Consider the following 14,993-nt stretch of genomic DNA (forward strand, 5'->3'; position numbering starts at 1 on the left):
CGATCGCCATGATCAGCCATGACACCCTACCGAGACGGACCCGCCGGTGCCGTCGCCCCGCGCCGCACGGGCGCGTTCGGGGCGGCCGGTGCACGGTGCGGGCGCCCCGGAGGCGCACCCGAGCGCGGCGCTTAGGTGGCCTGCAGGGTCAGCGGCGGCCCGGGGTCCGGTGACAGCGGCACATTCTCACGCTGCATCAGCCAGCCGGCGATGTTGTGGAACAGCGGTGCCGCCGAGTGACCGGGCGTGCCGTCGGCGTTGCGGTCCGGGTTGTCCATCATGATGCCGATCACGTAGCGCGGATTGTCGACGGTGGCCATCCCGGCGAACGTGATCCAGTACACGTTGTCGAAGTAGCAGCCGCAGCCCGGGTTGATCTGCTGAGCGGTACCGGTCTTGCCGGCCATCTGATAGCCGGGCACCGCGGCCGCGGGTCCGGTGCCTTGCTGGTAGCCCATCGGGTCGTGCTGCACGACGGCGCGCAGCATTCCCCGCACGGTCTGCGCGGTCTGCGGCGAGACCACCCGAACACCTTCCGGGCGCGCTTCTTCGGTGCGGGTGCCGTCAGAGGCGATGGTGGCCTTGATGATTCGCGGCGGTATCCGCACGCCATCGTTGGCGATCGTCTGGTACATGTCGGTCATCTGCAGCAGGGTCATCGAAAGACCTTGACCGATAGGCAGGTTGGAGAACGTGCTGCCCGACCACTGGTCGATCGGCGGCACCAGGCCGGCGCTCTCACCGGGCAACCCGACGTTGGTCCGCTGTCCGAGACCGAACTTGCGAACCATGTCGTAAAACCGTTCCGGGCCGACGCGTTGGGCCAGCATCAGCGTGCCGACGTTGGACGACTTCCCGAACACGCCGGTGGTGGTGTACGGCATCACGCCGTGCTCCCACGCGTCGTGGATATTGACGCCACCCATGTTGATCGAGCCCGGGACCTGCAGCACCTCGTCGGGGTTGGACAGGCCGTATTCGATGACCGAGGACGCGGTGACGATCTTGTTCACCGAGCCCGGCTCGAACGGCGAGGAGACCGCGAGGTTGCCCAGTTGCCGGTCGCCCTGCCGCCCGATGTCCTGCGACGGGTCGAAGGTGTTGTCATTGGCCATGGCCAGCACGTCACCGGTCTTGGCGTCCAGCACGACGGCCGAAACATTGTGCGCCCCCGACATGTTCTTGGCCTGCTGAACCTGCTGCTGCACGTAGAACTGGATGTCGTCGTCGATGGTCAGCTGGACGGTCGAACCGTTGACCGCCTTGTGCCGGTTGCGGTAGCTGCCGGGAATGACCACGCCGTCCGAGCCGCGGTCGTAGGTGACCGAACCGTCGGTTCCCGACAGCACGGAGTCCATGCTGTCTTCGAGTCCGAGCAGGCCGTGGCCGTCCCAGTCGATGCCGCCGACGATGTTGGCCGCCAGCGACCCGCCCGGATATTGACGCAGATCCTGCCGCTCGGAGCCGACCTCGGGGTACTTGTCCGAGATCGCGCTGGCGACCGCCGGGTCGACGGCACGCGCCAAATAGGCGAAATTGTCGTCGGTTTGCAGCTTCTTCAGCACCGTCGCGTAGTCCGGCTTGTTATTCAGCCGGCTGGAAACCTCTTTGGCGATATCGCGCAGCCGCGCCTGCGGATCGGGAGCGGCCGGGTTCTTCTTCTTGGCCTCTTCCAATTGCTGGCGGATCTTCTTCGGCTGAAACGTCAGGGCACGCGACTCGATGGTGAACGCCAGCTGCTGGTTGTTGCGGTCAACGATGCTGCCGCGGATGGCCTTTGAGACATCGGTGACCTTGAGCTGGCCCGCGGCCTGGGCGCGCAGCTTCGGTGCGTTGGTGACCTGCAGGACGAACAGCTGGGCGGCCGCCACCAGCGTCAGCGCCAAGATGACCACATTGCCGGCGCGATGCCGGAAGACGAACGACGAGCCCCGGACGCCCGCCCCGACGAGCTGCCGGGTGCGCCGCTGATTGGCCGAATGGCCGAGCGGCGCCTCACCGGGTTTCTTGGCCTTGCGAAATCCCGTTGTTTCCTGCGCGTCCCGGCCCTGGTGCGCCTTTTCCGATTTCCTGGCGCGGCTGGTCTGCCGGACGTCCCTGACCCCCTGTGGTTTACGCGGACCGCGCGTCGACCGGGACCGGCGGGTGCGGCCGTCCTCGCCGCGACTCACCGGGCGGGCCCTGGCAACACGGCGGCGGGCGGCGCGACGCTATTCGGTGCGATCGGCCCCGGCAGTCCGGGTGCGACCGGGACCGCGGCCTGCGGCGCGCGTTGCACGGGGACCGGTACTTCCGCCGGCAACGGCGCGGGGGGTACCGAAAGGGGCAGTCCGCCAACGGGAATCGGCACTTCCGCCGGAACCGGAGCGGCCGGCGCGGGCTGCCCCGGCATCGGCAGGCCCGGCGTGGGCATTCCTTGGGCCGGCAGCGGCTGTGCCGGAAGTCCTTGCGTCGGAAGTAATTGCGTGGGAAGTCCTTGGGTCGGCAGTCCTTGCGCCGGCAACCCCGGCGTCGGCAGCATACCCGGGAATTGGCCGCCAACCTGGCCACCGGGCACCCCCGGCGCGCCGGGTACCAGCGGCGCGGCCGGCGGCAGGTGCTGGCCGCCCACCGTCGTCGAACCATCCGGAGCCCGCAGCAGTGCTTCGGGCCCACCCGGCCGGCCCGGCACCAGAGCAGCACCGGGATCCGGTTGCACGCGGACCGGGACTTCCGGCGGGACCGCCGCCGGTTTGGGCAGCGGTTGCGGGCCTTCGTCCGGCAGCTTGGCGTTCAGCGGCGGCGGCGGAACGCCGTCGGCGGGCTTGGGCGTACCGACCACCACCCAGCTACCGGACGGGTCCTGGACCAGGTGCGCGGTGTCACGCGTCGGGATCATGCCCTGCTTGCGCGCGGCCTCGGCCAATGCCGGCGCCGCCTCCGCCTCGCGCACGTCGCGCTCCAGCGCCTCCTTCTGCTGCTGCAGCATCCGGGTCTTCTCCCGCGCGTGACTCAACTGGTAGGAGCGTTCGGCGGAGTCGGTGGACAGCCACAGCGTCAGCGCCAGCCCGGCACCGAGCGCGCCGATGACCAGCACGACGAACGGAACCTTGGCCACCCACGTCTGCGGCCGCAGGTCGATCGACGCCAGCCGGATGGCAATCCGTTCGGTCAGCCGGGGCCGAATAACCTTGGGCGCCTTTGCCTTGCGCGCCTTGGCGCGGGCCTTGGCCTGGCCGCTGCTCTTGGGGCGGGCCTTTCGCTCGACCGGCCGCGCATTCGGACTGGTCTGCGGGCCGGAATTCGACGCTCGCGCCTCGCGGCCGGTCGCCGCACCCCGCGCCGGCCGGGTGCGCCGCGCCGTCGAGTCCGCCGCGTCGCGCCGGGTCTTGCTCTTGCGGGCCGCGACGTCACGCCCGCCGCGACGGTCGCTGCCGCCCCGGCGTTTCGGCGCCTCGCGCTTGGCTTTCGCTTTCATGAGTCGCCCTTCGTAGTCACCCGCTGCTGTGGTTGTCCCTCGGATTCCAGCCGTTGCAAGGCCCGTAGTCGCACGGCGGTGCTGCGAGGGTTACGTTCGATTTCGTCGGCGTCGGCGCGCTCGGCACCGCGGGTCAGCGATTGGAATCGCGGGCCACGGCCGGGCAGCTCGAACGGGAGGTCCAACGGCGTGCGGGAGGCGACCGCATCGGCGAACTCGCGCTTGACGATCCGGTCTTCCAGCGACTGGTAGGCCATCACCACGATGCGCCCGGCGACACTGAGCGCGTCCAGCGCGGCCGGAATGGCCCGGCGCAGCGTGTCCAGCTCGTCGTTGACCGCGATCCGCAGCGCCTGGAAGGTGCGCTTGGCCGGATGGCCGCCGGTGCGCCGGGTCGCGGCCGGAATGGCCTGATACAGCAACTCGACCAACTCGGCGGTCGTGGTGAACGGCGCGCGGGCCCGCCGGCGGACGATGTGGGTGGCGATCCGGCGCGCGAACCGCTCCTCGCCGTAGCGGTGCAGGATGGTCGCCAGCTCGGCCTCGTCGTAGGTGTTGACGATCTCGGCCGCGGTCAGCGGCGACGACGGATCCATCCGCATGTCCAGCGGCGCGTCCTGGGCATAGGCGAAGCCCCGCTCGGCGCGGTCGAGTTGCATCGAGGAGACGCCCAGATCGAACAACACCCCGTCGACCGATTCATGTGCGGCATAACCGCATTCGGCCAGCGCCTCGTCGATGCCGTCATACCGCTTGTGCACCAGGGTGATTCGGTCGGCGAACGGCGCCAGCCGCGCGCCGGCGATCTCCAGCGCGCTGGGATCGCGATCGAGGCCGATCAGCTTCAGGCCCGGTAGGTCGGTCAGGAATCGTTCCGCGTGCCCGCCCGCGCCGAGGGTGGCGTCGACGAGCACCGCGCCGGACCCGTCGGAGTGCTGGCGGGTCAACGCCGGGGTGAGCAGTTCGACGCAGCGGTCCAGCAGCACGGGTACATGCCCGAAGTCCTTGTCAGCCACCGCAACACCTCCCCGGGTCTGGAGAAACTCGTCAGAACGAGGGACGGCCTTGCCAAGACGCGCCCCTGCACCGAGGTCCCTGTCCGAAGTTACGAACCAGGCGTTGGGGAAGTACGCCAGGGTCGGTTCGGGCAGAGGCCACGATGCACGGGCATGCGCCTCAGATGATGTCGCCGAGTGCTTCATCGCTGGCCGCGGAGAAGTTCTCTTCGTGTGTTTGCTGGTAGTCCTGCCAGGCCTGGGCATCCCAGATTTCCAGGTAGTCGACCGCACCGATCACCACGCAGTCCTTGGAGAGGTTCGCGTAGCGCCGGTGGTCGGACGACAGGGTGATGCGGCCCTGGGCGTCGGGATGCTGCTCATCGGTGCCGGCGGCCAGATTGCGCAGGAACGCCCTGGCTTCCGGGTTGCTTCGAGACGTCTTGCTCGCCCGGCGGGCCAGCTGCTCGAATTCCGCTCGCGGGTAGACGGCGAGGCTGTGGTCTTGGCTCTTGGTGACCATCAACCCCCCTGCCAGCGCGTCGCGGAACTTGGCGGGCAACGTGAGTCGCCCTTTGTCATCGAGCTTGGGCGTGTAGGTGCCGAGAAACACCAGCTCACCTCCTGTCGAGGCCGGTTCTCGGCTCGCCCAAACACTTCAGCCACCATACCCCACAGTCCCCCACTTTGCCCCATAAAACGGGTGTCGTCGGGGTGTTTCGCTGCTCATCTGCCACTACGGGCGCGTCCGGCCGCGTCCGAAGGACGGTGCGCTGGTCTCGCGACCCGATCGGGACCCCGGAAACCCCCACTTCACGGGCCTAAAACCGCCGCGTGGGGGCCGGTGGGGCCAAAGGTGGGGCGCAGTGGGGCACGACCCATCGACCGAAGACTCAATTGGGACTCGATCGCAAATCAGCGGGGACTCGGGGCTCGCGTCGATCAGCGAATGCGCTCGAGCCTGCGACCATGCCGCCGAGCCTGCGGTGCGTGCGTCGATCCGAGGCCGATCCGCGTCCCCACCGCAGGCTCGACACAGCGAGCTGGGGTGGAGCGCCAAAAAAACGGGGCAGCCGGTGGCTACCCCGTCCCGTCTAGCGTTCGGTTACTCGTCGAAGCGGCGGCGGAAGCGATCCTCCATGCGGCTCGTGAACGAGCCCCCGCCGCCTTTGTTGCGGCGTTGGCGCGAGCCCTGCGCCGGCCCGGGCTGGTTGGGGCGCCCGGACATCCGCGGACCGGTGATGGCGAACACCACACCACCGAACATCACAACGAAGCCAACGACGCTGAGAATCGGGAAGCTGCCAATCATCGTGGCCTTGAACGCCACGCCGGAAACCAGCATCGCCAGACCGATAACGAAGAGCGCCGCACCCTGCAGACGGCGCCGCGCGGTCGGTGCGCGGAACCCCCCACCCCGTACGCTCGAAGCGAACTTGGGATCCTCGGCGTAGAGAGCGCTCTCGATCTGGTCGAGCATCCGCTGCTCATGATCGGAGAGTGGCATTCGTCCCTCCTTGCCGACAGACTGACACGTAACTATCGATAGCACGCGGATGCCCATTGTATGGGCAACTAAGTCAAATGATACGAGGTCAATCTGACCCGTACCACTGGTTCGTCCGCGATTCTATCTCCGTTGCTTCCCGACGATCATCGGGCCGCAACGCCGATGCGTTACAACACCCTTGCCGAAACCGACGCGGCGGTCGGCTGGTTGCCACCACCGCCCGTCCGCCGATCGGTCCCGGACCCGATAATGGCGATACGGGCACGGGGCCGACGACGACAGAAGGCCCGCCCGCTCATTGCGACGAGGAGGACACCGCGAGTTGGCGATATTCCTCATCGATCTGCCGCCGAACGATATGGAGCGCCGCCTCAGTGAGGCCCTCGGGGTCTACGTCGACGCGATGCGCTACCCGCGCGGTACCGAGAATCAGCGTGCGGGCATGTGGCTCGAACACATCCGCCGGCGCGGTTGGCAGGCCGCCGCCGCGGTCGAGGCGGACGCGGCCGAGGGCGCCGATGTGCCGTCGGCGTCCGAACTCAGCGATGCACCGCTACTCGGGGTGGCCTACGGCTACCCGGGGGCGCCGGGCCAGTGGTGGCAGCAGCAGGTTGTGTTGGGCATGCAGCGCGGCGGTCTGCCGGCTCACGAGATCGCGCAGCTGATGAACAGCTATTTCGAGCTGACCGAACTGCACATTCATCCGCGCGCCCAGGGCCGCGGCATTGGCGAGGCGCTGGCCCGCCGGCTGCTCGCCGGCCGCTGTGAGCGCAACGTCCTGCTCTCGACGCCGGAAACCAACGGTGAGGCCAATCGCGCCTGGCGGTTGTATCGCCGGCTGGGCTTCAACGACATCATCCGCCGCTACCACTTCGCCGGTGACCCACGGGCATTCGCGATCCTGGGCCGCTCGCTGCCGCTCTGAGGGCACCGCCGGCGGACCGGCAAGCCGACGACGTGGGCAAGCGTCACACCAGATCTGGCACGATAACCTGGTGCGCGCCAGCTCTCCCCCACGCCGAAGCCGAGCAACCACTCGCGTGCTGGCCATCGCGATGCTGATGCTCCTGGTTCCGCTGGCGACCGGATGCCTGCGGGCCAGGGCCTCGCTGACGATCTCGCCCGACGACCTGGTGTCCGGCGAGATCATCGCGGCGGCCAAACCGAAGACGCCGAAGGACACCGGCCCGCAGCTGGACACCAACAACCTGCCCTTCAACCAGAAGGTCGCGGTATCGAATTACGACAGCGACGGCTACGTCGGGTCGCAGGCGGTGTTCTCCGACCTGACGTTCGGGGAATTGCCGCAGCTGGCGAACATGAACTCCGACGCGGCGGGCGTCAACGTCTCACTGCGCCGCAACGGCAACGTGGTGATCCTGGAAGGCCGCGCGGATCTGACGTCGCTGACCGACCCGGACGCCGACGTCGAGCTGACCGTCGCCTTTCCCGGCGTCGTGACGTCGACCAACGGCGACCGGGTCGATCCCGATGCCGTGTCGTGGAAGCTCAAGCCGGGCGTGGTCAGCACGATGACCGCCCAGGCGCGCTACACCGATCCGAACACCCGTTCCTTCACCGGCGCCGGGGTATGGCTGGGCATCGCATCGTTCGCGGCGGCGGGCGTGGTCGCGCTTCTGGCCTGGATGAGCCGGGACCGCTCGGAGCGGTTCACCACGCCGGGCAATCAGCCACCGAGTAGTTAGACCCGCTGGGCGGGCGACCAGTAATCGATCATCTCGGCGAAGGTCGCGAACGCCGGGCCGGACAGCCCGTACGTCGCCTCCAGGTGAACGCTCAGCGGGAAGCCGAGCTCGGCGACGCCGTCGATCACCCGCTTGTACAGGTCGAGCATCATCTGGCGCTTCTGCGGCGGTTCGCGGCCGGCCAGCTCCTTGACAAACTCCTGCTCGGCGGCCACCGCGGCGTTGCCCGGATCCTGGATAAGCCAATTGATCAGCCCGGTTTTGTTCTCCATCTTCGGCACGAAGCCGAACGACAGCAGGATCTCGGGCCGGTGATCGGTGGTCTTGGCGAACTCGGTCAAAAAGCCCACGATCGCATCGGAATACAGCAACTGGGTCATGCCGTAGGTGGCGCCCCGGTCGCACTTGAAGTTGAACCGGCCGTGTTCGCCCTCGCGGGTCGGGATCAGGATCACGCCGCGGTTGGGCACCAGGTCGCGATAGATCGACAGGGCGTCGGTCGGCGCGACGCCGGAGCCCTCGCCGTCGTTCATCGTGCGCGGGACGCCGACGAACACAACGCCTTCCATGCCGGACTCGGTGAGCGAAGTCAGCCGCCCACGCAGTGTCGATTCGTCCAGAAACGCGGTGACCTGCGTGCAGAGACCGCTGATCCCCGGCAGTTCGGGCTTGATCACCGACCAGAAGTCCAGGACGTCGAACTTCGGCTTCATCGCGATGGGACGGTCGTCGTCCTCGGCGATGATGCCCGGAATCATCACATGACGGATGCGGCCGGTAAGACCGGACTCCGCGGAGTACTGCAGGACCTTGCGCGCCTCGTCCAGCGCCCGCTCCCGACCCTCGTCCACGTTCGGCGGCACCAGCTCGAGCGCGACGGTGTTGAGAGTCACGCGGCTCCTTTCCCTCGGACGAACAGCACCTCGCCAGCATAGGGGCGCCGGGTTACCGCCCGGCCTGGCGGGGACCGGCGGTCATGGGGAGACGACCATCACTATGACGGCGAATACACTGGTCGGGCCTAACGAACACAGGGGCATGCCGAGGGAGAAAGGGGCGCCGCGCTGAGCCTGAAAACCCCAGCAGAGGCGGCAACCGCCGAGTTGACCGGCGCGATCGGCGAACAACTTCGCCGGTACTTTCACGCGCGGCGCGCGGAGACCGCCTACATCGGCGGCGACTACGCCGCGTTGATCTCCGCTCTCGAAGACTTCGTGCTCAACGGGGGCAAGCGGCTGCGGCCCGCCTTCGCGTACTGGGGATGGCGTGCGGTGGCCGACGCGGAACCCGGCGCGCACGTGCTGCTGCTGTTTTCCGCGCTGGAGCTGTTACAGGCCTGCGCGCTGGTTCATGACGACGTCATCGACGACTCCGCCACCCGTCGCGGCCGGCCGACGGTTCACGTCCATTTCGCCGCGACGCACCGCGCCCGCCAGTGGCGGGGCTCGGCAGAACGGTTCGGGATCTCGGCGGCCATCCTGCTCGGCGATCTGGCCCTGGCCTGGGCCGACGACATCGTGTTCGGGGCCGACCTGCCCGCGGATACGCAGCGCCGCGTGCGGCGGGTCTGGGCCGATATCCGCACCGAGGTGCTCGGCGGGCAGTACCTCGACATCGTCGCCGAGGCCAGCGCCTCGGAGTCGATCGCGTCGCCGATGAACGTCGCCACGTTCAAGACGGCCTGCTACACGGTGATGCGACCGCTGCAGCTCGGCGCCGCGGTCGCCGCCGACCGGCCCGACGTGCAGGCCGTCTTCGGCCGGCTCGGGACCGACCTCGGCGTGGCGTTCCAACTGCGCGACGACGTGCTGGGCGTATTCGGCGATCCGAAGGTGACGGGCAAGCCGTCGGGTGACGACCTGCGCTCCGGCAAGCGCACCGTGCTGCTCGCCGAGGCAATGGAGTTGGCGGACAAGTCAAACCCCTTGGCGGCCAACTTGTTACGGAGTTCCATCGGTGCACCGTTGACCGAGCCTCAAGTGGCCGAGCTGCGCGACGTGATCGAGTCGGTGGGCGCGCTCGCCGCGGCCGAGCAGCGCATCGCCACGCTGACCGAGCGGGCGCTGGCCGAGCTCGCCGCCGCTCCCGTCAGCGATGCGGCCAAGGCGGGGCTCTCCGAACTGGCCAGAATGGCCACCGACCGGTCCGCCTGAGTCGATGACCACACCGGACACCGGCGCGCCCACGGTGAAAAGAACTGTTGCGCAGCGATTTTCGGAGCTGAAGGAGTTCGCCTCCGCACCGCAGGCCCGCACCGCCAAGCTGGGCTTCCTGGGTTCGCTGCTGATCACCGCCGGCGGGCTGGGGGCGGGAAGCACCAAGCCACACGACCCCTTGCTGGAGTCAATCCACATGTCCTGGCTGCGATTTGGCCACGGGTTGGTGCTGTCTTCGATCCTGCTGTGGACGGGCGTGGCACTGATGCTGATCGCATGGCTGGCGCTGGGCCGCCGCGTGGTAGCCGGCGAGACCACCGAATTCATGATGCGCGCCACCACCGGCTTCTGGCTGGCGCCGCTACTGCTCTCGGTGCCGGTGTTCAGCCGCGACACCTATTCCTACCTGGCCCAGGGCGCGCTGCTGCGCGACGGTTTCGATCCCTATGCCGTTGGTCCGGTGGCCAATCCGAATGTGTTGCTGGACAACGTAAGTCCGATTTGGACGATCACCACAGCGCCGTACGGTCCGGTATTCATTCTGATAGCCAAGCTCGTCACGGTGCTGGCCGGAAATCACGTGATCCTCGGCACCATGCTGCTGCGGTTGTGTATGCTGCCGGGCCTGGCGCTGTTGATCTGGGCCGCCCCCCGACTGGCTCACCACATCGGCACCAGCGGTGCGACCGCGTTGTGGATTTGTGTGCTGAACCCGCTGGTGCTGATCCATCTGATGGGCGGGGTGCACAACGAGATGCTGATGGTGGGCCTGATGACCGCCGGCATCGCGCTGACCTTCGCCCGGCGCCACGCCCTGGGCATCACCCTGGTCACGATCGCGGTGGCGGTCAAAGCCACTGCGGCACTGTCGTTGCCGTTTCTGGTCTGGGTGTGGATGCGGCACCTGCGCGACCAACGCGGTTACCGGCCACTGCGGGCCTTCGCGGCGGCCACCGCGATGGGCCTGGTGATCTTCGTCGCGGTGTTCGCCATCTTGTCCGCGGTGGCCGGCGTCGGCCTGGGCTGGCTGACCGCGCTGGCCGGCTCGGTGAAGATCATCAACTGGCTGACCGTGCCGACGGCCGCTGCGAATGTGATCCATTGGGCCGTCAACGGTTTCGTCCCGGTCAACTTCTATGCCACGCTGCGCGTCACCCGCTTCATCGGCATCATGATCATCGCGGTGTCCCTACCGCTGCTGTGGTGGCGGTACCGTCGCGACGACCGGGGTGCGCTGACCGGGATGGCGTGGTCGATGCTGATCGTGGTGTTGTTCGTGCCGGCCGCCCTGCCGTGGTACTACTCCTGGCCGCTGGCGGTGGCGTCCCCGCTGGCGCAGTCGCGACGGTGGATCGCGGTCATCGGCGGGCTCTCGACCTGGGCCATGGTGATCTTCAAGCCCGACGGGTCGCACGGCATGTACTCCTGGACGCACTTCGGACTGGCCACGGCGGCGGCGCTGATCGCCTGGCGGGTGCTGTACCGCGCCCCGGAAGCGCCCGCTGAACAGGCCGAAGAACCTCTGGCCGTGTAGTAGGCCGCTCAGTACGCCATGGCCTGGGCCCGGCGCAGCACCTCACGGGCCTGATGGGCGTGCAACGCGTCGACGGGACGAGCGTTGCTGAGCGCATCCCGGCTGCCGTCGCGCGTCACCGTCAGCGATGCATCGGGGGTGAACAGCCAGCGGACGATCTCGGTCTCGTGATAGCCGCCGTCGTGCAGGATCGTCAGCAATCCCGGCAGGCTTTTGACCACCTCGCCCGAATTCGTGAAGAAGACCTGCGGTATCACCACGCCCCCGGCGCGGCGCACCGCAAGCAGGTGACCTTCTCGCAGCTGCTGCTGCACCTTGCTCACCGGCACGCCGAGCAACTCGGCGACCCGGGGCAGGTCGTAGGTTGGCTCGTCGGGATCCAGAACATCGTCGCCGGCCGGAATACTGCCCACGGCGCAAGTGTAGGCGGTGGTAGCGGGTGCGGAGGTGCCTTGAGCGGATGTTCTCCTCGCCAACCGCCGGCCCGCACCTACGATGGCCCCGTGACCAGACCCGCGACGGGCGACCCGTTGGACAGCGCGTTGCTGGATGGCCGCTACCTGGTCCAGGGCAAGATCGCCAGCGGCGGAACCTCGACGGTCTACCGCGGCATCGACGTCCGGCTGGATCGGCCGGTCGCGCTGAAGGTGATGGATTCGCGGTACGCCGGTGACAGCCAGTTCCTGCACCGCTTTCAGCTCGAGGCGCGCACCGTGGCCCGGCTGAAGGATCCGGGACTGGTCGCCGTCTACGACCAGGGCCTGGACGCGCGTCACCCGTTTCTGGTGATGGAGCTGATCGAGGGCGGCACCCTGCGCGAGTTGCTGGCCGAACGCGGCCCGATGCCACCCCATGCGGTGGTGGCGGTGCTGCGGCCGGTGCTGGGCGGGCTCGCCGCCGCGCACCGCGCCGGGCTGGTGCATCGCGACGTCAAGCCCGAGAACGTGCTGATCTCCGACGAGGGCGACGTCAAAATCGCCGATTTCGGGCTGGTGCGGGCGGTCGCGGCCGCCGGCATCACCTCGACCAGCGTCATCTTGGGCACCGCGGCCTACCTGTCGCCCGAACAGGTGCGCGACGGCAATGCCGGCCCGCGCAGCGACGTCTACTCGGCCGGGATCCTCACCTACGAGCTGCTGACCGGCGGTGCGCCGTTCACCGGCGACTCCCCGCTGTCGGTCGCCTATCAGCGACTGGACCACGACGTGCCGCGCCCCGGCAGCGTGATCGAGGGCGTGCCCCCGCAATTCGACGACTTCGTCGCGTGCGCGACCGCGCGCGACCCCGCGCAGCGCTACGCCGACGCGATCGAGATGCTCGCCGACATGGAGGCGATCGCCGAGGAGTTGGACCTGCCCGACTTCCGGGTGCCGGCACCGCGCAATTCCGCCCAGCACCGCTCGGCGGCCCTGCACCACAGCCGAGCGAGCGAACAGCTGCCCCCGGCGCCGCCGCAGATCCGGCAGCCCACCCGGCAGCTTCCGCGCGGACCCGCCGACTGGCCGGAACCCGAACCCCGCGCCGAGGCCGACGCCGAACCCGAGGAAGATTACGAATACCAGCCCGTCACAGGCGAATTCGCCGGCATCGCGCTGAGCGAATTCGCGGTGGCACGTCAGAACGGCCGCCGCATGGTGCTGATCTGGGTGGCGCTGGTGCTGGCGTTGACCGGCCTGGCCGCGACGGCAGGATGGACACTGGGCAGCAACCTGAGCGGCCTGCTGTGAAGGGTGACGCGCAGCCTACGGCTACCGGATACCTTTTCAATGCCGGTTGAAATGATATGGTTCGCGCGTGTCCTCAACTGGGGAAATGACGAAGCGACGCGGCCGACGCCAAGGTGAGCCGGTGTCGCGCGACACGGTGCTACGCGCGGCAAAGCACCAGTTCGCGATCAACGGCTACGACAAGACGACCCTGCGAGCGATTGCCGACGACGCGCGGGTCGATCCGTCGATGGTCCTCTATCTCTTCGGCTCGAAAGCGGAGTTGTTTCGCGAGTCGATGAAGTTGGTGCTGCCGTCTGACCTGCTGACAACCGTGCTCACCGAGAAAGACGACGATTTGGGCTACCGCGTGCTGCGCGCCTACCTGAGCATCTGGGAACAGCCCGACACCGCCGCGAGCATGGCCTCGATCGTGCAGTCGGCGACGTCCAACAGCGATGCCAACGAGGCATTTCGCGTTTTCCTGCACGACTATCTGATGACCGCGGTGTCCGGCGCGATGGGCGGTGGCGACGAGGCACGACTGCGCGCGATGCTGGCCGCGACCAACCTCGTCGGCACCGCGATGCTGCGCTACATCATGCGCGTGCCGCCGCTGTCGTCGCTCGGGGTTGACGACGTCGTCAGGTTGTTGGGGCCGGTGGTGCACCGGTTCTTGACCGCCCCCGCCGATGAGCTGGGACTGGACCTGCCATCGCAACAGCCGGCCAAGGCGCCGCGACGGAAGGGGAAGCCGCGCGCGGCCACCTCGGCTACACCGCGGTCGCCTCGACGACGCTGAGCGGCGACACGGTGTCGACGATGCGGGTCAACCGGAAACCGGCCTGATCGAACAGCCGGGCGTACTCGTCCGCGGTACGTTCGCGTGCGCCGGCGACAACCAGCATCTCGATATCCACCCACTTGCCGTGGAAATCGCGGTCGTGGTCGGGAATGACGAACTCGCAGAGCAACACTCGTGCGCCCGCAGGGGCCGCGGTGCGGACGTTGGTCAGGATACGAACCGCATCTTCCTCCGACCAGTCGTGGATGACGCTCTTGAGCACGTACGCGTCGGCGCCCTCCGGCACGCGGTCGAAGAACGACCCCTCTTCGACCCGGACGCGGTCGTCGACTCCGTACTTGCGAAACAACGCCGGTGCACCCGCCACGACCTCGGGAAGATCGAACAGCACGCCACGCGAATTCGGAGCCGCCTGGAGAATCGCCGCCAAGAGCCGGCCGTGTCCGCCGCCGACATCGACGATCGTGCCGAACGCGCTGAAGTCGTAGGCCGCGGTCAAGGGCACGATCGCGAACTCGGACAGATTGGTCATGGCCGAGTTGAAGATCTCCCCCAGCTCCGCCTGGTCCGCCAGGTATTCGAAAATCGGTTTGCCGCGAAGCTCGGGAACCACCGGATGCCCGGTCCGGATCGCGTCGGTCAGGTGGCTCCAATGCTCCCGATGCTGCGGCGACCCGACCCATCGCGCCATCCCGGCCATCGACACGGGCGCGTCGGTGCGCAGCGTTTCCGCCAGCGGGGTGAGTGCGTAACGCCCGTCGCGCTGCTGACGGAAGATGCCGATGCCGATCAACGCCCGCAGGAGCCGGCGCAGCGCGTCGGGGTCGGCGCCGACCCGGTTTGCCAGTTGCTCGGCGGACAGCGCGCCATCTGCGAGGGCGTCCGCCACGCCAAGATCGGCCGCCGACGCGATCGACTGAGCGACCCACGCGTTCAGGATCAATTCCATCATCACCGCCGCAGGCGGAGCGGAACGTTGGCGCAGTCGCGACAGATGGTGGCGGGCCCGCTCAACGACGCGCGCAACCTTGGCCGGCGGAACCTTAGACGTCACGTGACTACCTTCCCTCGTTTCACCTTCGCCACGATGACGCTTCCCGTGGCCGAGTTCTCTTGTGGGCTCG

Annotated in this window: 14 protein-coding genes; 6 read left to right on the forward strand and 8 right to left on the reverse strand. The window is 68.2% G+C overall.

What is annotated here, in order from left to right; translation table 11 throughout:
- Positions 1-131: 131 nt before the first annotated feature.
- The 5 genes from AC5Y5O_RS03555 to AC5Y5O_RS03575 form a co-directional block, all read right to left on the reverse strand.
- Positions 132-2,171, reverse strand: coding sequence for a peptidoglycan D,D-transpeptidase FtsI family protein (locus AC5Y5O_RS03555; RefSeq protein WP_096288586.1), 2,040 nt, complete (start codon positions 2,169-2,171; stop codon positions 132-134).
- Positions 2,168-3,457 (reverse strand): cell division protein FtsL, encoded by a 1,290-nt coding sequence (gene ftsL, locus AC5Y5O_RS03560; protein WP_096288588.1) that lies wholly within the window; start codon positions 3,455-3,457, stop codon positions 2,168-2,170. Before ftsL ends, AC5Y5O_RS03555 begins: the two co-directional genes overlap by 4 nt.
- Positions 3,454-4,659 carry a 16S rRNA (cytosine(1402)-N(4))-methyltransferase RsmH gene (gene rsmH / locus AC5Y5O_RS03565; RefSeq protein WP_096288591.1) on the reverse strand — a complete coding sequence of 402 codons (1,206 nt, stop codon included), beginning with the start codon at positions 4,657-4,659 and terminating at the stop codon, positions 3,454-3,456. The genes ftsL and rsmH overlap by 4 nt, the downstream gene beginning before the upstream one ends.
- Positions 4,634-5,065, reverse strand: a complete 432-nt coding sequence (gene mraZ, locus AC5Y5O_RS03570) for a division/cell wall cluster transcriptional repressor MraZ (RefSeq protein ID WP_067233643.1) — start codon at positions 5,063-5,065, stop codon at positions 4,634-4,636. The genes rsmH and mraZ overlap by 26 nt, the downstream gene beginning before the upstream one ends.
- A gap of 492 nt (positions 5,066-5,557) precedes the next feature.
- Entirely contained in the window at positions 5,558-5,959 is a 402-nt protein-coding gene (locus AC5Y5O_RS03575; protein WP_096288593.1) for an SCO2097 family morphological protein, read from the reverse strand.
- Positions 5,960-6,284: 325 nt separating this feature from the next.
- Between AC5Y5O_RS03575 and AC5Y5O_RS03580 the strand changes: the two genes are divergently transcribed.
- Entirely contained in the window at positions 6,285-6,887 is a 603-nt protein-coding gene (locus tag AC5Y5O_RS03580) for a GNAT family N-acetyltransferase (RefSeq protein ID WP_096288596.1), read from the forward strand.
- A 130-nt stretch (positions 6,888-7,017) separates the two neighbouring features.
- Positions 7,018-7,668 (forward strand): lipoprotein LppM, encoded by a 651-nt coding sequence (gene lppM / locus AC5Y5O_RS03585; protein WP_096291211.1) that lies wholly within the window; start codon positions 7,018-7,020, stop codon positions 7,666-7,668.
- On the opposite strand, the gene AC5Y5O_RS03590 is transcribed toward lppM, so the two are convergent.
- On the reverse strand, positions 7,665-8,561 hold the full coding sequence (locus AC5Y5O_RS03590) for a mycobacterial-type methylenetetrahydrofolate reductase (protein WP_096288599.1): 897 nt from the start codon (positions 8,559-8,561) through the stop codon (positions 7,665-7,667). The genes lppM and AC5Y5O_RS03590 overlap by 4 nt on opposite strands.
- Before the next feature lie 210 nt (positions 8,562-8,771).
- Between AC5Y5O_RS03590 and idsA2 the strand changes: the two genes are divergently transcribed.
- Both idsA2 and AC5Y5O_RS03600 read left to right on the forward strand, forming a co-directional pair.
- Positions 8,772-9,821, forward strand: a complete 1,050-nt coding sequence (idsA2, locus tag AC5Y5O_RS03595; protein ID WP_500023791.1) for a bifunctional (2E,6E)-farnesyl/geranyl diphosphate synthase — start codon at positions 8,772-8,774, stop codon at positions 9,819-9,821.
- Between the two features lie 4 nt (positions 9,822-9,825).
- On the forward strand, positions 9,826-11,358 hold the full coding sequence (locus AC5Y5O_RS03600) for an alpha-(1->6)-mannopyranosyltransferase A (protein WP_500023793.1): 1,533 nt from the start codon (positions 9,826-9,828) through the stop codon (positions 11,356-11,358).
- An 8-nt stretch (positions 11,359-11,366) separates the two neighbouring features.
- Here AC5Y5O_RS03600 and AC5Y5O_RS03605 read toward each other — a convergent pair whose 3' ends face one another.
- Positions 11,367-11,771 carry an Rv2175c family DNA-binding protein gene (locus tag AC5Y5O_RS03605; protein WP_096288606.1) on the reverse strand — a complete coding sequence of 135 codons (405 nt, stop codon included), beginning with the start codon at positions 11,769-11,771 and terminating at the stop codon, positions 11,367-11,369.
- A 90-nt stretch (positions 11,772-11,861) separates the two neighbouring features.
- On the opposite strand from AC5Y5O_RS03605, the gene AC5Y5O_RS03610 reads away from it, so the two are divergent.
- Positions 11,862-13,085: a protein kinase domain-containing protein gene (locus AC5Y5O_RS03610; RefSeq protein ID WP_500023795.1), complete on the forward strand. Its 1,224-nt coding sequence runs from the start codon at positions 11,862-11,864 to the stop codon at positions 13,083-13,085.
- Positions 13,086-13,170: 85 nt separating this feature from the next.
- On the forward strand, positions 13,171-13,866 hold the full coding sequence (locus tag AC5Y5O_RS03615; RefSeq protein WP_096288608.1) for a TetR/AcrR family transcriptional regulator: 696 nt from the start codon (positions 13,171-13,173) through the stop codon (positions 13,864-13,866).
- Here the strand turns inward: AC5Y5O_RS03615 and AC5Y5O_RS03620 are convergent.
- Positions 13,838-14,923 carry a methyltransferase gene (locus AC5Y5O_RS03620; protein WP_096288610.1) on the reverse strand — a complete coding sequence of 362 codons (1,086 nt, stop codon included), beginning with the start codon at positions 14,921-14,923 and terminating at the stop codon, positions 13,838-13,840. The genes AC5Y5O_RS03615 and AC5Y5O_RS03620 overlap by 29 nt on opposite strands.
- Positions 14,924-14,993: the final 70 nt, after the last annotated feature.

It is taken from the genome of Mycobacterium sp. NGS40 (genome assembly GCF_059812735.1).

Excerpts from the sequence above, each read along its gene's own strand:
- ftsL (WP_096288588.1), bottom strand. The coding sequence starts at position 3,457 with ATGAAAGCGAAAGCCAAGCGCGAGGCGCCGAAACGCCGGGGCGGCAGC.
- rsmH (WP_096288591.1), bottom strand. The coding sequence starts at position 4,659 with ATGAAGCACTCGGCGACATCATCTGAGGCGCATGCCCGTGCATCGTGG.
- AC5Y5O_RS03575 (WP_096288593.1), bottom strand. The coding sequence starts at position 5,959 with ATGCCACTCTCCGATCATGAGCAGCGGATGCTCGACCAGATCGAGAGC.
- lppM (WP_096291211.1), top strand. The coding sequence starts at position 7,018 with ATGCTGATGCTCCTGGTTCCGCTGGCGACCGGATGCCTGCGGGCCAGG.
- AC5Y5O_RS03600 (WP_500023793.1), top strand. The coding sequence starts at position 9,826 with ATGACCACACCGGACACCGGCGCGCCCACGGTGAAAAGAACTGTTGCG.
- AC5Y5O_RS03615 (WP_096288608.1), top strand. The coding sequence starts at position 13,171 with ATGACGAAGCGACGCGGCCGACGCCAAGGTGAGCCGGTGTCGCGCGAC.